The organism is Pelagovum pacificum (assembly GCF_016134045.1).
Lineage (GTDB): Bacteria > Pseudomonadota > Alphaproteobacteria > Rhodobacterales > Rhodobacteraceae > Oceanicola > Oceanicola pacificus_A.
Window position 1 is genome coordinate 1,525,670 of record NZ_CP065915.1, and the last position, 26,003, is coordinate 1,551,672.

Annotated in this window: 21 protein-coding genes; 14 read left to right on the plus strand and 7 right to left on the minus strand. The window is 68.1% G+C overall.

Annotation, left to right across the window (positions count from 1 at the left end):
- Positions 1-61: 61 nt before the first annotated feature.
- Together I8N54_RS07560 and I8N54_RS07565 are read right to left on the minus strand one after the other, a co-directional pair.
- Positions 62-523, minus strand: a complete 462-nt coding sequence (locus tag I8N54_RS07560) for a DUF2852 domain-containing protein (protein ID WP_140193144.1) — start codon at positions 521-523, stop codon at positions 62-64.
- A gap of 158 nt (positions 524-681) precedes the next feature.
- Positions 682-1,152: a YbaK/EbsC family protein gene (locus tag I8N54_RS07565; RefSeq protein WP_140193143.1), complete on the minus strand. Its 471-nt coding sequence runs from the start codon at positions 1,150-1,152 to the stop codon at positions 682-684.
- 84 nt (positions 1,153-1,236) lie between these two features.
- On the opposite strand from I8N54_RS07565, the gene I8N54_RS07570 reads away from it, so the two are divergent.
- Genes I8N54_RS07570 through I8N54_RS07580 form a run of 3 tightly spaced genes read left to right on the plus strand, consistent with a single transcriptional unit; the run spans position 1,237 to position 4,653 of the window.
- Entirely contained in the window at positions 1,237-3,984 is a 2,748-nt protein-coding gene (locus tag I8N54_RS07570) for a [protein-PII] uridylyltransferase family protein (RefSeq protein ID WP_140193142.1), read from the plus strand.
- The gene (locus tag I8N54_RS07575; protein ID WP_140193141.1) at positions 3,977-4,240 is read left to right on the plus strand and encodes a hypothetical protein; all 264 of its coding nucleotides are present in this window, start codon (positions 3,977-3,979) and stop codon (positions 4,238-4,240) included. Before I8N54_RS07570 ends, I8N54_RS07575 begins: the two co-directional genes overlap by 8 nt.
- The gene (locus I8N54_RS07580; RefSeq protein WP_140193140.1) at positions 4,237-4,653 is read left to right on the plus strand and encodes a hypothetical protein; all 417 of its coding nucleotides are present in this window, start codon (positions 4,237-4,239) and stop codon (positions 4,651-4,653) included. Before I8N54_RS07575 ends, I8N54_RS07580 begins: the two co-directional genes overlap by 4 nt.
- Position 4,654: 1 nt before the next feature.
- On the opposite strand, the gene eda is transcribed toward I8N54_RS07580, so the two are convergent.
- Both eda and edd read right to left on the minus strand, forming a co-directional pair.
- Positions 4,655-5,296, minus strand: a complete 642-nt coding sequence (eda, locus tag I8N54_RS07585; RefSeq protein WP_140193139.1) for a bifunctional 4-hydroxy-2-oxoglutarate aldolase/2-dehydro-3-deoxy-phosphogluconate aldolase — start codon at positions 5,294-5,296, stop codon at positions 4,655-4,657.
- A gap of 149 nt (positions 5,297-5,445) precedes the next feature.
- Positions 5,446-7,248, minus strand: coding sequence for a phosphogluconate dehydratase (gene edd, locus I8N54_RS07590; RefSeq protein WP_140193138.1), 1,803 nt, complete (start codon positions 7,246-7,248; stop codon positions 5,446-5,448).
- Between the two features lie 235 nt (positions 7,249-7,483).
- Between edd and I8N54_RS07595 the strand changes: the two genes are divergently transcribed.
- The 8 genes from I8N54_RS07595 (at position 7,484) to rarD (ending at position 13,770) form a co-directional block, all read left to right on the plus strand.
- A complete protein-coding gene (locus tag I8N54_RS07595) occupies positions 7,484-8,080 on the plus strand; it encodes a DUF6778 family protein (protein WP_231592418.1) in 597 nt (198 codons plus the stop codon).
- Between the two features lie 56 nt (positions 8,081-8,136).
- The gene (locus I8N54_RS07600) at positions 8,137-9,336 is read left to right on the plus strand and encodes an RSP_2647 family RNA methyltransferase (RefSeq protein WP_140193137.1); all 1,200 of its coding nucleotides are present in this window, start codon (positions 8,137-8,139) and stop codon (positions 9,334-9,336) included.
- A complete protein-coding gene (locus tag I8N54_RS07605; protein ID WP_140193136.1) occupies positions 9,333-9,896 on the plus strand; it encodes an RSP_2648 family PIN domain-containing protein in 564 nt (187 codons plus the stop codon). The genes I8N54_RS07600 and I8N54_RS07605 overlap by 4 nt, the downstream gene beginning before the upstream one ends.
- A 77-nt stretch (positions 9,897-9,973) precedes the next feature.
- Positions 9,974-10,525 carry an NUDIX hydrolase gene (locus tag I8N54_RS07610; protein ID WP_408635358.1) on the plus strand — a complete coding sequence of 184 codons (552 nt, stop codon included), beginning with the start codon at positions 9,974-9,976 and terminating at the stop codon, positions 10,523-10,525.
- 25 nt (positions 10,526-10,550) lie between these two features.
- Positions 10,551-12,029 carry an inorganic phosphate transporter gene (locus tag I8N54_RS07615; protein WP_140193134.1) on the plus strand — a complete coding sequence of 493 codons (1,479 nt, stop codon included), beginning with the start codon at positions 10,551-10,553 and terminating at the stop codon, positions 12,027-12,029.
- 73 nt (positions 12,030-12,102) lie between these two features.
- A complete protein-coding gene (locus tag I8N54_RS07620; RefSeq protein ID WP_140193133.1) occupies positions 12,103-12,336 on the plus strand; it encodes a hypothetical protein in 234 nt (77 codons plus the stop codon).
- A 5-nt stretch (positions 12,337-12,341) separates the two neighbouring features.
- Positions 12,342-12,797, plus strand: a complete 456-nt coding sequence (locus I8N54_RS07625) for a host attachment family protein (protein ID WP_140193132.1) — start codon at positions 12,342-12,344, stop codon at positions 12,795-12,797.
- Between the two features lie 70 nt (positions 12,798-12,867).
- Positions 12,868-13,770 carry an EamA family transporter RarD gene (gene rarD, locus I8N54_RS07630; RefSeq protein ID WP_140193131.1) on the plus strand — a complete coding sequence of 301 codons (903 nt, stop codon included), beginning with the start codon at positions 12,868-12,870 and terminating at the stop codon, positions 13,768-13,770.
- On the opposite strand, the gene I8N54_RS07635 is transcribed toward rarD, so the two are convergent.
- Positions 13,707-14,264: an LOG family protein gene (locus I8N54_RS07635; RefSeq protein ID WP_140193130.1), complete on the minus strand. Its 558-nt coding sequence runs from the start codon at positions 14,262-14,264 to the stop codon at positions 13,707-13,709. The genes rarD and I8N54_RS07635 overlap by 64 nt on opposite strands.
- Before the next feature lie 131 nt (positions 14,265-14,395).
- Between I8N54_RS07635 and I8N54_RS20145 the strand changes: the two genes are divergently transcribed.
- The 3 genes from I8N54_RS20145 to I8N54_RS07650 all read left to right on the plus strand — a co-directional run bounded on the left by I8N54_RS20145 (position 14,396) and on the right by I8N54_RS07650 (position 20,214).
- The gene (locus I8N54_RS20145; RefSeq protein WP_140193129.1) at positions 14,396-16,927 is read left to right on the plus strand and encodes a LysM peptidoglycan-binding domain-containing protein; all 2,532 of its coding nucleotides are present in this window, start codon (positions 14,396-14,398) and stop codon (positions 16,925-16,927) included.
- Positions 16,928-17,060: 133 nt separating this feature from the next.
- Positions 17,061-18,878, plus strand: coding sequence for an ABCB family ABC transporter ATP-binding protein/permease (locus I8N54_RS07645; RefSeq protein WP_140193128.1), 1,818 nt, complete (start codon positions 17,061-17,063; stop codon positions 18,876-18,878).
- Between the two features lie 133 nt (positions 18,879-19,011).
- Positions 19,012-20,214 (plus strand): multidrug effflux MFS transporter, encoded by a 1,203-nt coding sequence (locus I8N54_RS07650; RefSeq protein ID WP_140193127.1) that lies wholly within the window; start codon positions 19,012-19,014, stop codon positions 20,212-20,214.
- Positions 20,215-20,568: 354 nt separating this feature from the next.
- Here I8N54_RS07650 and I8N54_RS07655 read toward each other — a convergent pair whose 3' ends face one another.
- On the minus strand, positions 20,569-24,369 hold the full coding sequence (locus tag I8N54_RS07655; protein ID WP_140193126.1) for an efflux RND transporter permease subunit: 3,801 nt from the start codon (positions 24,367-24,369) through the stop codon (positions 20,569-20,571).
- Positions 24,366-25,754, minus strand: coding sequence for an efflux RND transporter periplasmic adaptor subunit (locus tag I8N54_RS07660; RefSeq protein ID WP_140193125.1), 1,389 nt, complete (start codon positions 25,752-25,754; stop codon positions 24,366-24,368). The genes I8N54_RS07655 and I8N54_RS07660 overlap by 4 nt, the downstream gene beginning before the upstream one ends.
- Between the last annotated feature and the right edge of the window lie 249 nt (positions 25,755-26,003).

Genomic DNA, 26,003 nt, shown 5'->3' on the forward strand with positions numbered 1-26,003 from the left:
CGTCAGCTGGAGGTGAATACGGACCGGGCCGGCGCGATGCCGGCCCGGAGCGGGAAACAGATCAGGCGGTTGCCTCGGTGCCGTCGTCGCCCTCGCGGGCCTTGCGGGCACGGTCTTCCATGAACTGGTCGAACTCCGCCTTGTCCTTGGCGTCACGAAGCCGCTCGAGGAAGGCCTCGAAGTTGGCCTGCTCGTCTTCCAGACGGCGCAGCGTGTCGGCCTTGTAGGCGTCGAACGCGCTGTTGCCGGAAGATTTCATCGCGGCGCGGAAGGCTTGGTGGGTGGCGTTGCCGCGGCGGTAGCCACGGCTGCAGCTGCGGGAGAACATGCGCTTGCTCCAGATCATGTAGAAGAGGATGGCGAGACCGACGGGCCAGACGAAGACGAAGCCAAGCACCATGGCCGCGATCCACGCGCCCTTGCCTTTTTCGTCGAGCCAGGCCTCGGCCTTCGAGAACCATCCCAGGTCGTCCCGGTCCCGGATGGAACGCGTGGGATAGTTTTGGGCGGTACTGTCGGACATTTCGAACTCCTCTCGGGGTGGGTTTCAATGTGAATGCGTTTCACATCACCCGATATGAGACTCGGGGTCCGACCCTTCAAGGGTTCATGTTAAAGATTTTCACATCGCCCGTCGCGGAGTTTTTCGCAGCGGTTCGCCGGATGGGCCGCAGATCCTTGTCAGGCGGTGAAATTTCCCGCTTCGGCCCCGGTGATGCGCAGCAGCTCGTCCGGCGCGATCGGAAAGATATGCTGCGGCGTGCCCGCGGCTGCATAGACCGTCGCGAAGTCCGAAATCCGTGGATCCCAGTACATCCGGGGCGGCGAGAGGTGCCCGACGGGCGAGACGCCACCGATCGCGAAGCCGGTCCGCTCGCGCACCAGCGCGGCGTCCGCGCGGCCAACCGGCTCCCCCGCGACGGCGGCGGCGCGGTCGGGATCGACGCGGTTGCCGCCGGCGGTGAGAAACAGGATCACATCGCCTGACGTCTCGCCCTGGAAGATGATGGACTTCACGATCTGGTCGAGCTCGCAGCCTGCGGCGTCCGCCGCATCCTGCGCCGTGCGCGTGCCGGCCTCCATGTGCAGTACGTCGCCGTCCAGCCCCGCGTCCTGCAGGGCCTTCACCACGCGCTTCAGACTCTTGCTCATGTCGACCGTCCTTTCCGTTGCGGGGCGCACATTAGCGATCCGCGGCTTGTTGACCAGTCGCCGCTTCGGACCGATGGTCCGCGCATGAGTTTCGAAGCCCGCATCACCCGCTGCCCCGACCCGTTCGACAAGGACAAGGGGGAGGAAATCGCCGCCGAACTCGGCGACACCGGCCCCGCCGTCGCTGACCTTCTCAAAGGGACTGCAGGGTGCAGCCCCTACCTCGCCGGCCTGATCCGGCGCGAGCAGGACTGGCTGCTCCCCGCGCTCGACGATCCCGAAGCCGCGCTCGGGGCCGCGCTCGACGCGCCAGGCGAGGCTGAGACGGACGACCTGGGCGCCGCGCTTCGGCAGGCAAAGCGCCGCGTCGCGCTGCTCACCGCACTCGCCGATCTTGGCGGGGTCTGGTCGCTGGAGGAGGTGACCGGTGCCATCTCCCGGCTTGCCGACCGCGCCGTCGACCTCGGCCTGAAGCGCCTGCTCGCCACCGAGGCAGAGCGCGGGCGCCTGCCGGAGAAACACGGCATGTTCGTGCTCGCCATGGGGAAGGGCGGTGCGTTCGAGCTGAACTACTCCAGCGACATCGACCTGATCGTCCTGTTCGACGAGACCCAGCACGACGCGGACGCCTACGACGAAGTGCGCGCCGGTTTCGTGAAGGTCACGAAGCGGCTGGTCTCCCTGCTGTCGGATCAGCGCTCGGACGGCTACGTCTTCCGCACCGACCTGCGGCTGCGGCCCGATGCCTCCGTGACCCCCGTCTGCATCGCGGCGGGTGCGGCCGAGACCTACTACGAGAGCGTCGGCCGCACCTGGGAGCGGGCGGCCTACATCAAGGCGCGCGCCTGTGCCGGCGACATCGCGGCGGGCGAGCGCTTCCTGAAGACCCTGCGCCCCTTCGTCTGGCGCAAGCACCTCGACTTTGCTGCGATCCAGGATGCGCATGACATGCGGCTCAGGATTCGGGATCACAAGGGCTTTGGCCGGTCGGCCGCGCTGCCGGGCCACGACATGAAGCTCGGCCGGGGCGGCATCCGCGAGATCGAGTTCTTCACCCAGACCCGCCAGCTGATCGCGGGTGGGCGCGACCCGTCGCTGCAGGTGCGCGGCACGGTGGAGGGGCTTTCCGCCCTCGCCGCCGCCGGCTGGGTGGGGGAGGACGTCGCGACGTCGCTCACCCATCACTACCGCCAGCACCGCGAAGTGGAGCACCGGCTTCAGATGATCGGCGACGCCCAGACCCACAGCCTGCCGACAAACGACGAAGGGTTCGACCGGCTCGCCGCCTTCATGGGCACCGACCGCGCCACGCTGAAGCGTGACTTGTCCGACCGGCTGGAGGCCGTGGATTCACTCACCGAGGGCTTCTTCGCGCCCGGTGCGACCCCGCCCGCGGCGACCCGTTTCGACAGCGCGGTGTCGGAACGCTGGCAGACCTATCCCGCCCTGCGCTCGCGCCGTGCGCAGGAAATCTTCAAGCGGATCGAGCCCAAGCTCTACGCACAGCTTCAGGAGGCCGCCCGCCCGGAGGAAGCGCTGTCCCAGTTCGACGGGTTCCTGCGCGGCCTTCCGGCAGGCGTGCAGCTGTTCTCGCTGTTCGACGCCAATCCGCAGCTGCTCGGCCTGATCGCGGACATCTGTTCGACGGCGCCCGCGCTCGCCGCCTACCTGTCGCGCAACGCCGGTGTGCTCGACGCGGTGATCGGGGGCGACTTCTTTTCGCCCTGGCCGGGCGTGGAGCATCTGTCGAAGGACATGTCGGAGGAAATCGGGCGCGCGACCGATTACGAAGCGGCGCTCGACGCGGCGCGGCGGTGGGCGAAGGAATGGCACTTCCGCGTCGGGGTGCATCACCTGCGCGGCCTCGTCGGGGCCGAGGAGGTGGGCAAGGATTACGCCGACCTTGCCGAGGCCGTGGTCGCCGGCATCTGGCCCCATGTCGTCGCCGAAGTCACCCGCCGGCACGGGCCGCCGCCGGGCCATGGCGCGGTCGTGCTGGGCATGGGGTCGCTCGGCGCGCGGCGGCTGAATGCGACCTCCGACCTCGACCTGATCGTGATCTACGACGCCGACGGGGCCGAAAGCTCCGACGGCCCGCGCCCCCTGACCTCGCGCGCCTACTACGCCAAGCTGACGCAGGCGCTCGTCACCGCCTTGTCGGCCGCGATGGCGGAAGGGCGGCTCTACGAGGTCGACATGCGGCTGCGGCCTTCGGGGCGGCAGGGCCCGGTGGCGACGGCGCTCTCCGCGTTCGAGACCTACCAGTTGACGGAAGCCTGGACGTGGGAGCATCTCGCCCTGACCCGCGCGCGCACCATCGCCGGTGACCCGGCGCTGGCCAAGGATGTCGAGGCTGTCCGCTGCAAGGTGCTCGCCGACCGGGGTGGCAGCCGGGACGTGCGCGCCGATGTCGCCGAGATGCGCGGCCGGATCGCCGCCGCCAAGGCCCCGCAAGGCCAGTACGACGCCAAGATCGGGCGGGGTCGCCTGCAGGACATCGAACTCTGCGCGCAGGCCGCGACGCTGCTCTCGGGCGGCTCTGCGCGGGAAGTGCCCGACCAGCTCGCGCTCGGCGCGACGGCGGGGATCCTGACCGACGATCAGGCCGCGACGCTGCAACGCGCCTCCGCTCTGTTCTGGTCGCTGCAGTCCGCCTCGCGCCTGCTGACCGGGGCGCCGCTCGATCTCGACGCCGTGGGCGAGGGCGGCTTGCGCCTCATCCTGCGTGAGACGGGTATGGAAAGCGTCGACGCGCTGCGCCAGACTATGACCGAGCTCGGAGACGCCGCCGCCGCGGCCATCGACGAGGTGCTGGGAGGGGAACATGCGTGACGCCGACGATCCGAAGGGCCTGATCCGGGAGGCCTACGCCATCGAGGGGATCAGGGATCCGGAATGCCGGTCGATCTTCCTCGACTGGTATCTGTCCATGGCGGAGGGGGAGGACCCCCGGCCCGCCATCGAACGCCTGCTGGCAAAGTACGGGCAGGGCCGCGACGATCACCCGATGACGCTGACCCTGAAGGAAGGACTCGCGGCGCCGCCTGAGCCGAAGCGCCGGGGTGGCCGGGCAGGGAGGCTCGGATGAGGGGCCTTGGTCTTGGAACCCTGATCGCGCTGCTGGCGGGAACTGCGCAGGCGGCGCTGCCTCCATGTGTCTATGACGACCTCGTCCGCGAGGCGCCGCTGGTCTTTCACATGAGCGTCGACCGGGTCGACGGGCCGGACGCGACGGGGCTCTGCTTCGTGCGCGGCCACATCGCGACGGTCTTCCGGGGCGAGGCGGACGCCGCGCAGCCCGCGACCGTGCGGGTGGCCTGCGCCAATCCCGACAATCTCGTCGGGCCGACGATCTTCTGGGACCGGGACGCCCTGGCCGCCACGCCGTTCCTCGAAGTCCACGGCGCGCCGGGGAAGGGCGTGGCCGGCCATGGCGCCGGCCTTGTCCTTCTCGATACGCCGACGGGCCGGATCGAATGGCAGCCCGAATGTGGCGGCTGACCTAGCGGACCAGCTTCGCCGCCTCAGCGGCCAGCGCGGTGATCGCGTCCCAATCACCCGCGGCGACCTTGTCCGCAGGGGCGACCCAGCTGCCGCCGACGCAGACGGTGTTAGACAGGGCGAGGTATTCCGGCGCGTTGGCGAGGCTGACGCCGCCCGTGGGACAGAAGCGGACCTGGGGGATCGGCGCGCCGATCGCCTTCAGCGCCTTTACGCCGCCGTTCGCCTCGGCGGGGAAGAACTTCTGGACGGTGTAGCCGCGCTCCAGCAGGGCCATCGCCTCGGACGCGGTGGCCGCGCCGGGCAGCAGCGGCAGGTCGTTCGCCTCGCAGGCATCCAGAAGGCGGTCCGTCGCACCGGGCGAAACCCCGAAGGTCGCGCCGGCGGCCTTGGCCTTCTCCACGTCCTCGGGCGTCAGCAGCGTGCCGGCGCCGACGACGCCGCCCTTGACCTTCGCCATCTCGGTGATCGCCTCGAGCGCGGCGGGCGTGCGCAACGTGACTTCCAGCGCGGGCAGACCGCCCGCGACGAGCGCGGCGGCAAGATCGCCGGCCGTCGCGGCATCGTCGATCACCAGCACCGGCACCACGGGGGCGAGGTTGCAGACCTTCAGGGTCAGTTCGGAGGCATGTTCGGGGGTCATCTCATCTTCTCCTTGCCGGGGCGCCCGGCCTGTCCGTCGGAGCCTCCGGCGGGAGGTATTTCGGGCCAGATGACAGGGAGGTCGCTCTCCTCATCTGGCCGATAAATACCTCCCGCCGGCAGGCGGAATTCGCGTCTGTCGCGCCGTCCTCAGACGACCACGGCGGCGCCGTCGGCGGCAAGGCCGACATTGTTGCGGAAGGCGGCGAACAGCTCGCGCCCGACTCCGGTGCCGTTGCCCGAAAGGTCGGCCTCGGCCGGGGTGCGGCCTTCGAGGTCCTCGAGGCATTCCAGCGTGCCCGCCGTCGCGTCGAGACGCATCCGGTCGCCGTCGCGCAGCAGCGCGATCGGCCCGCCATCGGCGGCCTCGGGGCAGACGTGGATCGCGGCGGGCACCTTGCCGGACGCGCCCGACATCCGGCCGTCGGTCACCAGCGCCACCTTCAGCCCCCGGTCCTGCAGTACCGCGAGCGAAGGCGTCAGCCCGTGCAGTTCGGGCATGCCGTTCGACTTCGGACCCTGGAAGCGGACCACGACGATCGTGTCCTCGGTGAACTCGCCCGCCTTGAAGGCGGTCTTCACCGCTTCCTGGTCGTGGAAGACGCGGGCCTTCGCCTCGATCACCTGCCGTTCGGGGGCGACGGCGGAGACCTTGATCACCCCGCGGCCGAGGTTGCCCGACAGCTGCACGAGGCCACCGGTCTTCTGGAACGGGTCGCTCGCGGGGCGCAGGATCTTGTCGTTGTGGCTCTTGCCGTCGGACTTTTCGTAGGTGATCCCGGCATCCGACAGTTTCGGCTCGTGGGTATAGAGCTCGAGCCCGTCGCCCGCGACCGTCTTGGTGTCGTCGTGCAGCATCCCGGCGTTCAGAAGCTCGCCGATCATGTATTGCAGCCCGCCCGCGGCGTGGAAGTGGTTCACGTCGGCGAGGCCGTTGGGATAGACCTTCGCCATCAGCGGAATGACCGACGAGATGTCCGCGAAATCCTGCAGATCGAGGATGACGCCGGCAGCGCGCGCCATCGCCGGCAGGTGGAGGACGAGGTTGGTCGACCCCCCCGTCGCCATCAGTCCGACGATGCCGTTCACGAAGGCCTTCTCGTCGAGGATGTCCGACACCGGGCGATAATCGTTGCCGAGCGCCGTGATCTCAAGCGCCCGCTCGGTCCCGGCGACCGTCAGCGCGTCGCGCAGGTCGGTGTTGGGGTTGATGAAGCTCGCGCCGGGCAGGTGGAGGCCCATGAACTCCATCAGCATCTGGTTGGTGTTGGCGGTGCCGTAGAAGGTGCAGGTGCCGGGGCCGTGGTAGCTTTCCATCTCGGCCTTCATCAGCGCGTCGCGGCCGACTTCGCCGGTGGCGTACTTCTGGCGGACCTTGGCCTTTTCGTCGTTCGGCAGGCCACTGGTCATCGGCCCGGCGGGCAGGAACACGGCGGGGATGTAGCCGAAGGTCGCGGCGGCCATCACGAGGCCGGGCACGATCTTGTCGCAGACCCCGAGGTAGAGCGCGCTGTCATAGACATTGTGGGACAGCCCGACACCGGCGGCGAGCGCGATCACGTCCCGCGAGAACAGCGACAGCTCCATCCCGGTCTGGCCCTGAGTGACCCCGTCGCACATCGCCGGAACGCCGCCCGCCACCTGCGCCGTGGCGCCCGCCGCCCGGGCGGCGTCGCGGATCAGCTGAGGGTAGCGCTCGAACGGCTGGTGGGCCGAGAGCATGTCGTTGTAGGCCGTGATGATCCCGATGTTCGGGGTCTTCTCGGCGACCAGCGCATCCTTGTCGGTCCCCATGGCGGCATAGGCATGCGCCTGGTTGGAACAGCTCATGTGGCTGCGCTTGGGCCCTTCGGCCGCGGCGGCGGCCATCGTGTCCATGTACTTGCGGCGCGGTCCCTCGGAGCGGGCAATGATCCTGTCGGTGACGGCGGCGATGGTCGGATGGAGGCTCATGAGTCGTCCTTTCCTCGCGTTCCCGGCGAAGCCTTAGCAGCTTCCGTTACCGCTAACAAACACTCCGTTTGCCGCGATATGTAAAGGTTTCGGGGGCTTTTTCGGGGCAGCAAACCCGAAATGGCGCGGGTTTGACCACATTTTTGCCCTCCTGCCTACCGAAGCTTTCCTCAAGGGCAGGAGGAGCCCGTGTTCGTTCCGATGCGTCGGGACCTGTTTAGCAAAGGTGATGGATATGAGAACATCCCGATTGATTTCCCTGCTGGCGATCAGTGCCGCCGTCGCGGGCTGTGCCAACGTCGATACGGTGACGCGGGCCACCGGCATGCAGACGACCACGCTCGGCGCCGCCGCGCCGTTCGTGCAGCGAAACTACGACGTGGTCGACGTCCGGGTGGATATCCCGGCCTCGCTGACCGTCTCCGAGGCGAACAGTTTCTACCCCAACGCCGACATCGTCTGGCGCGGTGACCCGCTGGGCGACCGCCGGGCGCAGATCGCCGCGATCTTCGAAAGCGCCTTCGACCGTGGCACCGCGGGCTTCGCCGGCGACCGACCGGTCGTGGTCAACATCACGGTCGAGCGATTCCATGCCCTGACCGAGCGCACGCGCTACACGGTGGGCGGCACGCACTCGATCGACTTCTACATGTCGGTGACGGATGCCGAGACCGGCGCCGTGATCGAGCCGCCGCGCCTGATCGACGCCAGCCTCGTCGGCCTCGGCGGGCAGGCGGCCATCAATGCCGATGCGCAGGGCCAGACGCAGAAGGTGCGGATCACCGACCACCTGACGGCCATCGCCGCGCGCGAGCTTGCGCCGACCGTCTGATACCGTTCGTCTGATCCGGCTTTTCCCGGACGACCGAAGTCTTTAAGGGGGCGGCCATGCTGCCGCCCTCCGACATCCCGACCGTCCGTCTCCTGCCGAAAGCCGAAGCCCGCGCAATCCGGCACGGTTTCCCGTGGGTCTATTCCAACGAGCTCGTCCTCGACCGGCGCACCAAGGCGCTGGAGCCGGGAACGCTGGCCCTCCTCGAGGATGCCGAGCGGCGGCCCATGGGGATCGTCGGGTTCAACCCGGCCTCCAAGATCGCCGCCCGGATGCTGGAGACCAATCTAGAGCTGCCGATCGACGCCGCGTGGTTCGAGGCCAAGTTCGCCCGCGCACTGGCGCACCGCTCGCTGCTCTACCCCGATCCGTTCTACCGGCTGGTCCATGCCGAATCCGACGGCCTGCCGGGCGTCGTGATCGACCGCTTCGGCGATATCGCGGTGATTCAGCCCAATGCCGCGTGGTCCGAGCGCCTGCTCGAACCGATGGTCGAGGCGCTGGTCCGGGTCACCGGTGTCACCACGGTCATCAAGAACGCCTCCGGCCGGTCGCGCGCGCTCGAAGGACTCGACGACGTGACGCAGGTTCTGCGGGGCGAAATGCCGGCGGCGCCGGTTCCGGTTCCTATGAACGGCGCGACCTACCTCGCCGACGTCGGGGGCGGGCAGAAGACGGGCCTGTTCTACGATCAGCGACCGAACCACGCCTTCGCCGCGACGCTGGCGAAGGGAGCACGTGTGCTCGACGTCTTCTCCCATGTCGGGGGCTTCTCGCTCGCCGCGCTGGCCGCCGGTGCGGAGAGCGCCGTCGCCGTCGACGGCTCGACCCCCGCGCTGGAGCTCGCGCGTGGCGGGGCGGAGGCGACCGGCGTGTCTGACCGGTTGACGCTGCGCTCGGGCGATGCGTTCGACCAGCTCGCCGCGTTGCAGGGCGAGGGCGCCCAGTTCGAAGTCGTGGTCTGCGACCCGCCCGCCTTCGCGCCGAACCGGCAGTCGCTCGAAGCGGGCCTTCGTGCGTATGAGCGGATTGCCCGGCTCGCCGCGCCGCTGGTCGCGCCGGACGGCTACCTCGTGCTCTGTTCCTGCTCCCATGCCGCCGACCTGTCGCGGTTCCGCGCGGCCTCGGCCCGGGGGATCGGCAAAGGCGGCCGCCGGGGGCAGCTGATCCATACGGGCTTCGCCGGGCCGGACCATCCGCAATTGCCGCAGCTTGCCGAAAGCGGCTACCTCAAGGCGCTGTTCTTCCGGCTATGAGCGGTCCCCGCCTGCTGGTCGACGCTTGCGTGCTCTACCCGACGGTGATGCGGGAAGTGGTGCTCGGCGTCGCTGCGGAAGGGCTGTTCGACCCTCGCTGGAGCACCCGGCTGCTGGAAGAATGGGCCCGCGCCGCCCGCAAGCTCGGCCCGGCCGGGGAAGAGCAGGCCCGCGCCGAAGTCGCGCAGGTGCGCGCGCGCTTTCCGGCAGCGGAGATCGCGGTGCCCGACGGGCTGGAGCGCCGGCTCTGGCTGCCCGACCCGGACGACATCCACGTCCTTGCGACGGCAATCGGCGGCTCCTGCGACGGCATCATGACGGTCAACGCCAAGGATTTCCCGCGCGGCCTGCTGGCCGAGGAGGGGCTGGAGCGGGTCGATCCCGACGGCTTCCTGATGACCTGCTTCGCCGAGGCGCCCGACCGGGTGGCGCGGGTCGGCGCCGCCGTGCTGGACGAGGCGCGGCGGCTCTCGGGCGAGGCGTGGGAGATGCGCGGCCTGATGCGCAAGGCGCGGCTGCCACGGCTCGGCAAGGCGCTCGCAGGGGCCGGGACGACCTGACGCTTTGGTGACATCGGCCCGGAATCGGGCCCGCTGCCCTTGCCCCCAAGGCAGTTTTCGGGCACGGACAGGCGCCGTTGGCTCACCTTATTATGCCCGCCGCATTTCATTCGCCGGACTTGCCGGCCCGAACCCGCGTTCTGGACGCTCCGCTTGTGCTGACCTCCATCTGGACCGACTACATCGCACCGATGCTGCGACGGCCGCCCCGTTTCCAGGTGGCCGCGCTCTGCCATCGCGCGGGCGATGCCGGGCCGGAAGTCCTGATGATCACCTCGCGCGAGACCAAGCGCTGGATCCTGCCCAAGGGCTGGCCGAAGAAGGGTTACGACGCCGCCGGCGCCGCGCTCGAGGAAGCGTGGGAAGAGGCGGGCGTCAAGTCGCGCCCGGCCACGCCGCGCCGGATTGGCGACTACCGTTACACCAAGCGCCTGACCGGCGGCGTTCCGGTCGAGACGCAGGTCGCGGTCTTTGCCATCGAGGTCGACAAGCTCTATGAGCAGTTTCCGGAAGTATCCGAGCGTGAACGTCGCTGGTACGACCATGCCGAAGCGGCGGACCTGGTGGACGAGGACGGCCTCCGGGACCTGCTGCGCGATCTGCCCGCGCTGATCGGGACGAGCCACTGAGCGGCCGCCCGGCCGGGGAGAGACCTTGAGCGAGCAGGACCAGTCCCAGCAATGGAAGACGCTTGACCACGACCTCAACCGGCTGAGCCGGGTCGAGGCGGCGGCCATGTATTCGACCCGGCCCCTGGTCGGCGTCGGCGTCTCGCTCGCCTTCCTGACGCTTGCCGGGATCGCCGCCGCGTTGTTGACCGGCGCGTCGCCGGGCGCACTCGCCGTGATCGTCGCGGCGGTGTTCGGCGCCTACATGGCGCTCAACATCGGGGCCAACGACGTTGCCAACAACATGGGCCCTGCCGTCGGGGCCAAGGCCGTCTCGATGGCCGGCGCAATCGCCATCGCGGCGGTCTGCGAAAGCGCGGGCGCGCTGATCGCGGGGGGCGAGGTCGTCTCCACCATCTCAAAGGGAATCATCGCCCCCGAGAGCCTCGCCACCGGGCAGGTGTTCATCTGGGCGATGCTGGCCGCGCTGCTCTCCGCCGCCGTCTGGGTCAATATCGCGACATGGATCGGTGCGCCGGTCTCGACCACCCAGTCCGTCGTCGGCGGCGTGATGGGGGCAGGGATCGCGGCCGCCGGCCTCTCGGCGGTCAGCTGGTCGACCATGGGCTCGATCGCGGCAAGCTGGGTGATCTCGCCGCTGCTCGGCGGGGTGCTTGCCGCGCTGATGCTGGCCTTCATCACCGCGCGCATCACGTCGGTCGAGGACAAGCTGACGGCCGCGCGCCGGTGGGTGCCGGTGCTGATCGGCCTGATGGCGGCGGCCTTCGGTATGTATCTCGCCATGAAGGGCTTCAGCCACGTCGCAGAGATCGGCGCGGGCACGGCGATCCTGATCGGCCTCGCTTCCGGCCTGCTGTTCTGGGCCCTGTCGATGCCCCACGTCCGCCGCCTGTCGGAGGGGATGGAAAACCGCAATCGCTCGATCAAGCAGCTCTTCCGGTTGCCGCTCGTCATCTCCGCCGGCCTGCTCTCCTTCGCCCACGGTGCCAACGACGTGGCGAACGCGGTCGGCCCGCTTGCGGCGGTGGTCTATGCGCAGCAGACGGCCTCGGTCTCTTCCGAGGTGGCGATCCCGATCTGGGTGATCCTGATCGGCGCACTCGGCATCTCGGTCGGGCTGATCCTGTTCGGCCCGCGCCTGATCGGCATGGTCGGCAGCCAGATCACCCGTCTGAACCCGATGCGCGCCTATTGCGTCGCGCTCTCGGCGGCGGTGACGGTGATTGCCGCCTCGTGGCTTGGCCTGCCGGTCAGCTCGACCCACATCGCGGTCGGCGGCGTTTTCGGCGTCGGTTTCTACCGCGAATGGCAGGAAGAGCGCCGTGCCCGGCGCCTCCACCGCACGAAACTCGGCCCCCGGATGGCGCGGGAAGAACGCAAGCGCCGCAAGCTCGTCCGCCGCTCGCACTTCATGACCATCGTCGCCGCGTGGCTCGTGACCGTGCCCGCCGCCGCGCTGCTCTCCGCGCTCTGCTTCTTCCTGCTGTCGGCCATCTCCGGCTGACCTTCCGCGAAGTCGCGACGGAACCGCCCCCTGATCCTCCGGGTTTTCCCGGCAAGGAAGAAAGGAGGCGCTGATGGCCGAAAGACATCGCTCCCAGGACCACGAACGCGAAACCGACGACTTCATCGAGGACGACCTCGGCACGCCGGGCCAGCAGGGCCGCGCGCAGGGCAATCTCGAGCGTCAGGTCGGCACGCGGGACGAAGAGAAACAAGCCGAGAAAGGTGCGGGCAAGACCCGCGTCACCAAGTCCGACGAAGCGGGCGAGGGCGATCTCGGCGGACACCACGGCACCGGAAAGGACTGAACCAGATGAGCGCGCACTTGGACAACGGAACCTGGGTCATGATCGCCGACGGCGAGAAGGCCCTCTTCCTCGAGAACCTCACCGACGCCGAGAACCCGAATCTCGAAGTCGTCCGCAAGAAGGAGCAGGAGAACCCCTCCGACCGCGAGCAGGGCGCCAACCGCCCCGGTCGTCGCAGTGACAACGGCACCGGCCAGCGCTCCGCGATGGATGACACGGACTGGCACGAGCTGGCCAAGGAGCGCTTCGCCGACGACCTCGCCGACCTGCTCTACACGATGGCGCACAAGCACCGGTTCGAGAAGATCGTGCTGGTCGCCGCGCCGAACGTACTGGGCGAGATCCGGGGCAAGCTTCACAAGGAAGTCGAGTCCCGCGTCGTCGCCGAGATTCCGAAGACGCTGACGAACCATCCGATCGACGAGGTCGAGAAGATCCTGACGTCCGAACTCGCGGACTGATCAATACCAAGCGCGGCCGCATCGCGGGCCGCGCTTGTCCCGCCCGCCGCGACGTGATTATTGCGGCGGCATGACCGACGCGCATCGCGGCGTACTCTCGATGGTTGCGGCCTGCACCATCTGGGGGCTGTCGCCGCTCTATTATCACAACCTGGACCATGTCCCCGCGGCCGAAGTGCTGGCGCACCGGACACTGTGGTCGCTCGCCTTCTTCGCGATGGTCCTGTTCGTGCAGGGCCGCATCCGTGAGTTGCCGCGCTCCGTAGCCCGTCCAAGGCAGGCGGGCAGGATCCTCGCCGCCGGGCTCTGCATCGGCTGCAACTGGTTCGGCTTCATCTACGCCATCCACAACGGATACGCGCTCGAAGCATCGCTCGGCTATTACATCTTTCCGCTGCTCGCGGTGCTTCTGGGCCGGTTCCTGTTCGCCGAGTGGCTGTCGACCCTGCAGTGGTTCGCCGTCGCCTTGGCCGGCGTGGCGGTGGTCACCCTGACCATCGGCCTCGGCGTGCCGCCATGGATCGCGCTGATGCTGGCGTCGACCTTCGCGGGCTACGGCATCTTCAAAAAGCGTCTGGACCTGCCGCCCGTCGTCTCCGTCACGGCGGAGGTCATGCTGCTGTCGCCGATCGCGATCACGTTCCTCGCGCTGCAGGGTCACGTCTGGACGGCGGGGACGTTCATCCTGCTTGCCCTGTCGGGTCCGATCACCGCCGCGCCGCTGATCCTGTTCAGCTACGCGTCGCGCCGGGTGCGGCTCTCGACCGTCGGCATCGTGCAATACCTCAACCCGACGCTGCAGTTCCTCTGCGCGGTCATGGTCTTTGCCGAACCTTTCACGCCCTGGCACCAGATCGCCTTCGCGATGATCTGGACCGCGCTCGCGCTCTACTCGGTCAGTGCCTTCGGTCAGGAAAGGGCGCTGCGCAGGGCCTCTTCCAGCGCCGCGCTGTCGGGCACCGCGCGGATGTAATCGCGCAGGCTTTCGCCGGCGAACCCCTCGGCGATGACGTGGTCGATCAGTGTAAGGACCGGATCCCAGTAGCCTTCGACGTTCAGAAGCAGGATCGGCTTGTCATGCAGGCCAAGCTGGCGCCATGTGATGACCTCGAACAGCTCGTCGAGCGATCCGGCCCCGCCGGGCAGAACCACGATCGCGTGCGCGTTCATGAACATCACCTTCTTCCGCTCGTGCATCGTCTCGGTGATGATGAACCGGTCGAGGTCGCGCTTGCCGACCTCGAGCTCGAGCAGGTGCGTCGGGATCACGCCAAGTGTCTCGCCGCCGCTTGCCTTCGCCGCACGGGCCACTTCGCCCATCAGCCCGACGTCGCCGGCGCCGTAGACAAGGCGCCAGCCGTTGCGCGCCAGCAGCCGCCCGGTCTCCGCCGCTTCGGTCACGTAGGAGGACCGGACGCCGGGGCGGGACCCGCAATAGACGCAGACGGCAGAGGTATTGGCTGACATGGGCTGACCTTTCGGGACGGGGAGGGTGGCCCGAAGGCCTGCTTTTGACCGGTGATAGCGCCGCTGGTATTGTCCCTCAACCGCCTCGGGGCTATGGCGGAGCGAACAATTCAACGAAGGGCGACGCTGCCATGCCCATTCCGCTTTGGAAGGTCCTTGCCTATTCCGCCGGGGCGCTCGTCGCCACCGGGACAGGCGTCGCCGTCTTTCAGCCCGAACTTCTGAGCCGCCCGACCGTCGAGACGCCCGGTGAAGAGGGCGCGGAGGAAAGCACCGCCGCCGCTGACGCAACCACCGAGGCACCCTCTGCGGCACCCTCCGACGCGCCGGTCGAGGCCGCCTCCACCGAAGATCCCGACCCGTCCGACGATGAGGCCGCCGAGGCTGAAGCTGCCGGGGACATCGCAGCCCCCAGTTTCGACGTTGTCCGGATCGAGCCCGACGGCTCCGGCCTTGTCGCCGGTCAGGCCGAACCGGGCGAGGCCATCTCGATCCTGCTCAACGGCTCCGAAACGATCCGGGCGGAGGCCGACGGTTCCGGCCGCTTCGTCGCTTTCCTCGACCTGCCGCCCTCCGACCAGCCGCGCACGCTTGCGCTGCTCGCCGACCCCGAAGGCGCGGGGCGCCGTTCCGACCAGACCGTCATGGTTTCCCCCTTCACCGGCGAGCAGGTGGCCGCTGCCGAAGTGGAGGGCAGTTCCGACGACGGCGAGACCGTCGACCTCGCGCTCGCGGATGTAGGCGCAGACGACGCGGAGCTTTCCGGGCCAGCTGGCGGCGAGCAACCCGTCGCCGCAACGGAGGTCGAGCCTGAGACCGCCACGGACGCAGTCCAGCCCGACGAGGACGGCTTAGTCAGTGGCAGTCGCGCGACGGTGGACAGTGCGGCCCCCGAAGCTGAAGGCACCGACATCGCGAGTGGTTCAACGGCAGACGGCGCTGCTGGCGAGACGGGCGCTCGTGACCAGACTGCGGACAACGAAGACCCGGCCGACGTCGACGTCGACGTCGCGGCGTCTATGGAGCCGTCCGATGCCGGGCAATCGACCGATACCGAACAGGCGTCGGACATCGAACAACTCGCCGAAGCCGATCAGCCGACCGAGAGCGGACAGCTGGTCGAAACCGGTCCGGCTGCCGAAGCCGTTGCGACCGAAGGCGACTCGTCTGACGTCGCCAATGCAGACCAGCCGACCGACAGCGACACCGCGGCCGAGCTCGCGCAGAACGCCACGACCGGCGACGCGGTCACGGAACCCGACGCGGCAGCAGTCGACGCGACCGCCGCAGCTGCCGTCGATGCCGACAGCGCTCCGGTGGCTGAGGAGCTTGCTCTCACCGAAACAGACGAGGGTCCGGAAACGGACAGCGCGTCGCAAGGTGATGTCCTGGCGATGATCGAAGAGACGGCGCCGATCGGTCAGGTGTCCGAAAGTGAAGTCTTGTCCGAGCAGGGCTCCGATCTTGGGCCGGTTTCCGGCGGCAATGTCCTTGGACTGAGCGCTCATCAGAGCCTGCCGGACGGCGAGACGGCGACGAACCCGACCGTCGCGCAGCCGAGCCCGACGGGAGCGGACAAAGGGACCGACGCGACAGGCCCGCAACCGGCAAGTGACGATCCTACCGGTGCTCAAGTCGCGGAATCCGCCGGCGAGATCGAAGCACAGCCGGAAACCTTTGAAACGGCTGACGCTGCGACCGAGGTGACTGAAGCGCCGTTGAACGCCGCCGAGACGACTGACGCGCAGCCGGACTCCGGCGAGATGACGGACCCACAATCCGATGTCGCCGACGCCAGCGACCCGCGACCCACGACGAGCGAACCGACCCCGGACGCCGCCGCGACCGACATCGCGCCCGAGGTGGCCGGCGGACCGGCGCCGGACGCTCCGCCGCTGCCGGGCACGGGTGTCGCCGATGCCGGCACCACGACGGTCGGTGCGGCACCCGAGGAGGGCGACGTCGCCGCGCTCGCCGAGGCCGCACCGGGCGAGGAAGTGCCCCAAGCCGAGCAGGCGACCGCGCCGCAACCGCCCGAAAGCGAACCGCCCGAGGGCGGCGAAGCCCCGCAAGTCGCCGAGACCGCCGGCACTGCGCCGAGCGCGCCGTCGGTCATCGTCGCCGATCAGGACGGCGTGCGCGTCCTGCAGGCGGCACGTGGCGGTGATGCGGCACCGGATGTGATGTCGAGCGTCGCGCTCGACTCGATCACCTACGACCCCGAGGGCGACGTCGCGATCGCGGGCCGGGCCGGGGACGAGGGCTTCGTGCGCATCTACCTCGACAACGCGCCGATCACGACGAGCCGCATCCGCGAGGACGGCGTCTGGCGCACCACGCTCCCCGAGATCGACACCGGCGTCTACACGCTGCGGGTCGATGAAGTCTCCGCCGACGGCGAGGTGCTGAGCCGGATCGAGACGCCGTTTCGCCGCGAAGCACCCGAGACGGTGGCCCGCGTCATGGCGGAGGAGACGTCCCGTGCGGACTTCTCCGTCGCCGTGCGCACGGTGCAGCCGGGCTCTACCCTCTGGGCGATCGCCGAGGACCGCTATGGCGAGGGCATTCTCTACGTGAAGGTGTTCGAGGCGAACCGCGACCTGATCCGCGACCCCAACCTGATCTATCCCGGACAGGTCTTCCGGCTGCCCGAAGACGGCTGATCCGGCCGGCTGCTCAACCGGCTGCCTCCGGCCATAGTATTTTGGGCCAGATGAGCGAGCGGGACGCGGTGCGCAGTTGAACAGGTGCGTCGCCGTGGGTGGTCTTTCGCGCGGCAGCGCTTAAGTTCGCGTCATGCGTCGACTTCCCAAAACCTCGGCCAATCTCAACAACGAGCGTGTCAGCGGCCTGCGTACCGTGCGCAAGGTCGCGCCCTACCTGTGGCCGGATGGCGAGGGCTGGGTGAAGCGCCGCGTCGTGCTGGCGCTCGCCGTGCTGTTCGTCGCCAAGCTCGTCGCTGTCGGAACGCCCTTGTTCTACAAGGGCGCGGTCGACTCTCTGTCGGGCGAGGGGGAGGGATTCTACCTCGCCCTTGGCGCCATCGGTCTGACGTTGGCATACGGCGGCGCCCGGCTGTTGAACGTCGGCTTCCAGCAGCTGCGCGACGTGATCTTCGCCAAGGTCGGGCAACGGGCGTTGCGTCAGCTCGCGCTCGAGACCTTCAGCCACATCCACCGGCTGTCGATGCGGTATCACCTGACGCGCAAGACCGGGGGCCTGTCGCGGATCATCGAGCGCGGGGTGAAGGGCGTGGAGTTCCTGCTCCGCTTCCTGCTGTTCTCCATCGGGCCGCTACTGCTCGAGCTCTTGATGATCGGTGTCGTGCTCTTCTTCATGTTCGACATCTGGTATCTGGTCGTCGTCGCGGCGGTGATCGGCCTGTATATCTGGTTCACCTTCGCGGTCACCGAGTGGCGGGTGAAGATCCGCAAGGTGATGAACGATCAGGACACGGACGCGAACCAGAAGGCGATCGACAGCCTGCTCAACTTCGAAACGGTCAAGTATTTCGGCGCCGAGGCGCGCGAGAGCCGCCGGTACGACGGCGCGATGCGGGCCTATGTCGATGCCGCGCTCAAGACCTCCTACTCGCTGGCGTTCCTGAACTTCGGCCAGTCGGTCATCATCACCGGGGGTCTGGCCGGGGTCATGGTGATGGCCGCGATCGGCGTGCAGAACGGCGCGATGACGGTCGGCGACTTCGTCATGGTCAACGCCTACATGATCCAGATCACCATGCCGCTGAACTTCCTCGGCACGGTCTACCGCGAGATCCGGCAGGCGCTGATCGACATGGGCGACATGTTCGACCTGCTCGAACAGCCGCCCGAGGTCGAGGACAAGCCGGACGCGAAAACCCTCCGGGTGACCGGCGGCGAAGTGCGCCTCGAAGGCGTCGCCTTTGGCTATGATCCGGAGCGGCCGATACTGAAGGGGATTGATCTGACGGTCCCGGCAGGGCACACCGTGGCACTGGTCGGATCGTCGGGTGCGGGCAAGTCCACCATCGGACGGCTGCTGTTCCGCTTCTACGACGTCACGGAGGGGCGGCTCCTGATCGACGGGCAGGATGTGCGCGATGTCACGCAGGACAGCCTGCACGACCAGATCGGCGTCGTGCCGCAGGACACGGTGCTGTTCAACGATACGATCTATTACAACATCGCCTACGGGAAGGACGTCTCCACCCGCGAAGAGGTTGAGGCCGCCGCGCGTGCTGCCTCCATCCACGACTTCATCCTGTCGCTGCCGCAGGGCTACGACACGCAGGTCGGCGAACGGGGCCTGAAACTGTCGGGCGGCGAGAAGCAGCGCGTCGGTATCGCGCGCACGCTCCTGAAGAACCCGGCGATCCTGCTGCTGGACGAGGCGACCTCGGCACTCGACACCGATACCGAGCGCGAGATCCAGGGTGAGCTGCGCGAGATGTCGGAGGGGCGCACGGTCATCACCATCGCGCACCGCCTGTCGACCGTGGCGGATGCCGACCGGATCGTCGTGCTGGAGCATGGCGAAATCGTCGAGGAAGGCAGTCACGAGATGCTCCTCGCGCGGCGTGGCCGCTATGCGCAGCTCTGGGACCGGCAGGCGGCGGAAGAGGAAGCCGCCTGAACAGCACTGCCCCATTTGGCGGCAACTGCGCGCGCGTGCAGCATTGCACAGCCCGGACGCGGGCCTGCCGGGTTGCGCGACGGAAACCGGAGGCGTAGGGGCAGGGTAATTCCTCCCTCCGGAGTCCCCTCAGATGAACCTGTTCAAGACTGGCCTCGTCCTTGGCCTGCTGTCCGCCGTCGGTCCGTTCACGATCGACATGTATCTCCCCGCGCTGCCCGAGATCGGCCGGGACCTCGATGCAAGCGTGACGCAGGTGCAGATGACGCTCTCCGCCTTCTTCATCGCCTTCGGCCTGTCCCAGCTGTTCTGGGGCCCGTGGGCCGACCAAGTCGGACGCAAACTGCCGATCTACGTCGGCATCGGCATCTTCGCGATCGGCACGATCGGCTGCGCTCTCGCCCCGTCGATCGGGATGCTGGTCGCGATGCGCGTGGTGCAGGGCGTCGGCGCGGCCGTCGTCATGGTGGTGCCGCGCGCGATCATCCGCGACATGTTCACCGGCCCGCAGGGCACACGCCTGATGGCGATGGTCATGCTCGTCATCTCGGTCTCTCCGATGCTCGCCCCGCTCGCCGGCAGCGGGCTGCTGGCGTTCGGCGGCTGGCGGCTTTTGTTCTGGATGCTGGCGGTCGTGGCGGTCGGCTCGATCTTCGTCACGTCGTTCGCTCTGAAGGAGACGCTGCCGGTCGAGCGGCGCCGCGCGATCAATCTCGCCAGCCTGCGGGCAGGCGCGAAGACGCTGCTGAGCGACCCGATCTTCCTCGGCCTGACCTTCATCGGCGGCTTCGGGATGGCGAGCTTCTTCGTCTTCATTTCCTCGGCGAGCTTCGTTTACACCGAGCAGTTCGGGCTCACCGAGGTGCAGTTCTCGCTGGCCTTCGCGGCGAACGCCATCGGCTTCTTCGGGGCGAGCCAGCTCGCCGCGCCCATCAGCGAGCGGTTCGGCGTCGTTCCGGTGATCCGCGTCGCGGTCGGTATCTTCGCCTTCTTCACCACCGCGCTGCTGTTGGTGGCGCTGGCGGGCGGCGCGACGCTCTGGACGATCATGGCGCTGCTGTTCTGCGGGAACGCCGGGCTCGGCTTCGTCATTCCGACCACGATGGTCATGGCCCTCGACGAACATGGCGAGATCGCGGGCCTGGCCTCGTCGCTCGGCGGGACGTTGCAGATGGTCGCGGGCGGGCTGATGATCGCGGTCTCCTCGCCGTTCTTCGACGGCACCGCGACGCCGATGATCGCGGCCATCGCCGTCTGTGGCTGGGTGGCGATGATCCTGACGCTGATCGTGCTGCCCAAGATCACCGCGCGCGACAGGTTCGCCGCCGCGACCTGACGGTTGGTTCGATCGAGCCAGTGTGCTCTCAGGGCGCTGCGACCTACGCGAGAAACGTCAGCAGCGCCCTGTTCACGTCTTGAGGCCGTTGCTGCGGCGCGCGGTGACCGCGCAATCATCGAGGAAGACCGGCTCGCTGCAGCCTGACGGCCAGGTCGTCCGGTGGAGGGAGCGGTGAACCGCTCCCTGACCGAAATCGAGAGCGACGCGGCGCGCCGGATGCTTGCGCGCTAAGAGGGCCCCAGCCTTGGCGTCGTCGCCCGGATGGCCACGGACGGCAGTTGACGGCGCGAGGTGCGTCAATGTCGGGATCAGCGGCTCCGGTCGGTCGGGCTTGACCCGGCCGACCTTCGATCACTCGGCAGCGCGCAGCGGCAGCATCGGCTGCCCGGTCACGTCGCGCGGGCCGGCAGGGGCCACTTCGTCCGGCGTCCAGATGATCTCGGGGTGCTTGATGCGTCGTGCCTCGCGGTTCAGCGCCCAGTCCTGCGCCGCCTTGCTGCCGCGGCCGAAGGACAGCCGGGCAAGGAACCGGGCGATCCAGCGGGCGTAGGTCGTCGCCCAGACCCGCAGCGCCAGCATGGACGGCGTGAAGATCAGCGTCAGCACCGTCGCGATACCAAGGCCGAACACGACCGCGGTCGCAAGCTGCGTCCACCAGAGCGCCGTCGGCGAGCCGAGCGAGTAGCCACCCCCGAAGAAGTCGATCGACAGGCCGAACATCATCGGCGTCAGGCCCGCCATCGTGGTGATAGTGGTCAGCAGCACCGGACGCAGACGTTCTTCGGCGGTGCGCACGATGGCCTGGATACGGGGCATGTAGGCCGCGTATTCCTGGTAGGTGTCGATCAGCACGATGTTGTTGTTCACCACGATCCCCGCGAGCGCGACGATCCCGGTGCCGGTCATGATGATCGAGAAGGCCTGGTCCATGACCAGCATCCCGATCAGCACGCCGGTGGTCGACAGCACGACCGCCAGCAGCACCAGCACGGCGTTGTAGAACGAGTTGAACTGCGCGAGCAGGATGATGAACATCAGCCCCATGGCGCCTGCAAAGGCCACGACGAGGAACTGCTGGCTCTCTTCCTGGTCGGCCTGGTCGCCTGCCCACTCGTAGGAGATGTCGCCGGGCAGCGCCTCGTCCCCGTCGAGCCAGGTCGTCAGCTCTCCGATCCGTTCGTTCGGGTTCACCGGCACGAAGCGCGCGTCGCCGCCGATCGCCTCTTCCAGCTGGGCAAGGGTCACGCCGTCGTTGAGGTGGGAAAGCTGATACTGCACGCCGTCGGGGGCGGTCAGCACGGGCTGGCCGTTGTCGCGGATGCGCACGTCGCCCTCGATCCGGCGCACGAAGCCGAGCGCCCCGTCGCTACCCTCGGGCAGGTCGGAGGCCGCTTCCGGCGGGAGCGTGACCTTGAAGAAGCCGGGCTCCACGTCTGCGCGGACCTCGAAGTAGCGCTCCTGGTCGATCCGGTCGATCTGGGCGAGCTTCTCGACCGGGGTGCGGGTGATGAAGTTCGACAGCGGCACGAGGCCGTCGGCCGTGCGGACGCGCAGCGTGTCGAGGGTGGACAGCGTGCGGTCCTGCTCTGGGAAGCGGACGCGGATCTCGACTTCTTCGTCGGAACTGTCGACGCGCATCGTGTCGAGCAGGATCCCCCGCGTGACGAGCTGGACCATTGCGCCCACGGCGGCAACGTTGGCGCCGAACTGGCCGGCACGTTCGACGTCGACGTCGATCTGCCAGTCGATGCCGGGCAGGGGGAGCGTATCCTCGATCGCGATAAGGCCGGGCATCGACTCGAACCGGGCGCGCGCCTCTTCGGTCGCGGCGGTCAGCTCTTCCCAGTCCTCTCCCTTCAGGCGCAGACTCACCGGCTTGGCGGAGCCGGGGCCCATGGCGAGGTTCAGGATCTCGGTACGGATGCCGGGGATTTCGTCGAGCTTGGCCTTCAGGTTGTCCATCACGACGTTGCCGTCGAGCTCGTCGATGGTGACGCCCTCGTGGGTGCGCACCCAGTCCGGGCGGTCTTCCCAGGGCACGAGTTCGAGCTGAAGCTGGCCGATCGTGTCGGCCGGGCCGCTCGCGCCCGCGGTGTTGGAGTTCAGACCGCCATCACCAGCGAAGGCGAAGACGGTCTTGACGCCGGTGGTATCCAGCGCGGCGAGTTCGGCCTGCCGGACCAGCGCGTCCTTCTCGGCAAGCGAAAGGTTGCCGCGGGCCTGCACGTAGACGATCGACTGTTCCGGTTCGCTGTCTGCGAAGAACTCCACGCCGTTCGAATTCTGGCCGAAGTAGGTGAAGGTGCCGACGACGAAGGCCATCACGGCGCCGATGGCGACGAGCGGCATGATCGGGTTGCCGGTCAGGAACTGGATCAGCCAGCCGAAGGGCGTGTGGCCGCGCTTGGTCGAGATCTTCTTGGGCTGGCGATGGATCGCCGCCGCATCCAGCGTGATGGACAGCAGGATCGCCCCGGCGAGGAACATCGCGATGCCCGGGAGGCTGTCGACGATGCCACCGGTCTGCACCGCGCCCCCGGTCAGCCAGAGCGGGTTCAGCGTCGTCATTGCCCCCGCGAAGGTCAGCGCGGCGGCGGCGGGTACGAGCAGGGCCCGCACGACCCAGGGCAGCGCGCGACGCAGCCCGTCGGCCGCATGGCCGAAGCTGCGCGACATGCGGCCCGTGATGCCGCCCATCACGGGCAGGAACACCAGCGCCACGATCAGCGAGGCGCAGAGCACGAAGATCAGCGTCACGGGGAGCATCCCCATGAATTCGCCCACGACGCCGGGCCAGAAGAGCATCGGCAGAAAGGCGCAGAGCGTCGTCGCGGTGGAGGAGACGACCGGCCAGAACATCCGCTTCGCCGCCTCGGTGTAGGCGTGCATCGGGCCGACGCCCTCGGAGATGCGCTTGTCCGCATATTCGACGACGACGATGGCCCCGTCGACCAGCATCCCCACGGCAAGGATCAGGCCGAACATCACGATGTTGGAGATCGTGACCTCCATGATCGCGAGGAACGCGAAGCAGAGCAGGAACGACGTCGGGATCGCGAAACCCATCAGCAGGGCAGGGCGGGTGCCGAGCGCGGCGAGCACGACGATCATGACGAGCGCGATGGCCGTCAGCACCGAGCCTTCGAGCTGGCTGACCATCGAGGCGATGGTGCGGCTCTGGTCGTTCGAGGTTCCGACCTGGATCGCGTTGCGCAATTCCTCGGGCCAGCCGGCGCGTTCGGCTTCGACTTCCTCCATCACGAGCGCGGAGGTGTCGATGATGTTGAAGCCCTTGCGCTTCACCACCTGCAGCGCGACCGTGTTGACCCCGTCGAACCGCGCGGTGGAGGTGCGGTCCTCGAAGGTGAGGCGGATGTCGGCGAGTTCGCCCAGCGTGACCTGCCGGTCGCCGTCGCTTTTCACGACGAGGTCGTAGACATCCTGCGGCTCGTCAAAGCTCGACGGGATCTTCAGCGAGAAGGCCCCCTGGTCGGTCTCGATCTCGCCCGCGGCGATCAGCTGGTTGTTCTGCACGACCACGTCGACCAGCTCATTTGCGGTGACGTTGTAGGTCTCGAGACGCAGCGGGTCGATCGTGACCTCGAGCATCTCGTCGCGCTGGCCGGTCATGCTGGCCGAGAGAACCGGCTCCAGCCCCTCGAGACGATCCTGCAGGTCCTTGGCGACGCGCAGCAGCGTCCGCTCCGGCACGCGGCCGGTCAGGTTCACGATGAGGATCGGGAATTCGGAGAAGTTGATCTCGTTGATCGTGTAGTTGTCGGCGCCTTCGGGGAAGGACCCTTCGGCGGCGTTCATCGCGTCGCGCACGTCCGACATGGTCTGGGTCTTGTCCCAGCCGAACTCGAACTCCAGCGAGACACCGGCATATCCCTCCGACGCGGTGGAGGTCATGGTCTTCAGGCCGTCGAGGTTCGACAGCTCGGTTTCCATCGGCTTGACCAGCAGCGTCTCGCTGTCCTCGGCGGAGATGCCCTGGAACGGCACCGACACGAAGAGCGCGGGGATCTCGATGTCGGGCTCACCTTCCTTGGGAAGGCCGACGTAGGCTGCCGCACCGGCCAGGATGGAAAGCAGGATGAAGGCAATGACCATCCTCGCACGCGAGGCGGCCCAGTCGATGATGCCGGTCAACCGTCAGCCTCCCGATAGGTGGGCTCCACCGGAACCCCGTCCGTCACGTATTCCTGCCCGACGACGATGATGTCGACCTGATCGGGCAACCCGGTGAGCCAGACCCCGTCGGCGCTGTCGCGCACCATCCGGGCCGGCATGAAGAGCGCGGTGCGGTCGTCGGCGACGGTGCGCACGCCGAGCTCTCCCTCGTCGTTCAGCGTAAGAGCCGATTGGGGCACCAGGTGGGCGTCGCGGCCGTCGGCCTGGATCAGGATCTCCGCCGTCTCGCCGTCGCTGATCGACAGGTCCTCGTTGGGCACCGTGACCTCGATGCGGAAAGTGCGGGTCATCTCGTCGGCGGAGCGGCTGACGAAGGTGACTTCGCCGCGCACGTCCTGCCCGGAGGACAGCCGCGCACCTGCCGTCGCCCCGATATGGATCTTGGAGACGTTGGCCTCAGGCACGAACCCGACGAGGCGGATCGGCTCGAGCTGGATGATCGTCGCGCAAAGCCCGCCGACCTGCACCAGCGAGCCGCGCTCTGCCGTATCTGTTTCCGTCAGGCCACCGAACGGGGCGGTGATGGTCAGGCGCGTGATCTCACGCTCCGCCGCGGCGACGGAGGCCTGCGCGGACTGGATCGTCGCCTGGGCACCTTCGACACCGGCCTGCGCGCCCTCGATCCCGGCCTCTGCACTGGCGACTCCGGCGCTCGCGGCGACCAGCGTCGCCTGCGCGGAGGAGACGGAGGCACGGGCGCTCTCGAGCGCGGCTTCGGCATTGGCGAGCTGGGTCTCGGAGGTGTAGCCGTCCTCGCTCAGCCGGCTGGCGGCGTTGTAGTTGATCTGCGCTTCCGACAGGCGGGCACGGGCCTCTGCGACACGGGCTTCGGCCTCCGCCACGCGGGATTCGGCTTCGGCGCGGCCGGCTTCGGCCTCGGGTATGCGGGCGCGGGATTCCGGCAGGCGGGCGCGCGCCTCGGCAAGGCGGCCCTGTGCCTCTTCCAGCGATGCGGTCCGGGTGCCGGGGTCGAGCTCGCAGAGCACGTCACCCTCTTCCACGGTCGATCCCTTGGGAAGCGGTTCGGAAATCACCTGGCCGGAGGTTTCGGCCCGCACCTCGACAGTGCGGGCGGCCTCGGTGCGGCCCCGCAGGACGACGGCATCGTCGATCGTCTGGGTCTGGGAGGCGAGGGCGACGACCTTCACGCGGCCGATCTCGATCTCACCGTCGGTCACGAGTCCGCCATCGTCTTCGGCGGTAGCCTCGTCAGCGGCGGTCTTGGCCTGCACTTCTTCGACGGTTTCGCCGCGTGCGAACGCCATCAACTGATCGCGCTGAACGATAATGAAATAGAGCGCGACCGTTACCAGGATCGCAGAAATAATGGGCATGAGGCGCATATCGTAGAGCCTGTTCCTGCACTGCGGCGTTCCGAACTTGTCCGTTCACTTAGCGACTTGCCGAAAGACCGCAACCTTTCCGTGAACACATTTAAACTGAACTGACCGGTTTAGTCCAGTCGAGAGGCATTTTCGCCGCACATGCCAAGGCTTTTGTGCATGCGGCCCGCTTTACGGGCAGTCTGTGAACACTTCGGGCGGGGTCTTGTCCTGCTTCTCCGCTTCACGATAAGAGACGCCAGACAAATT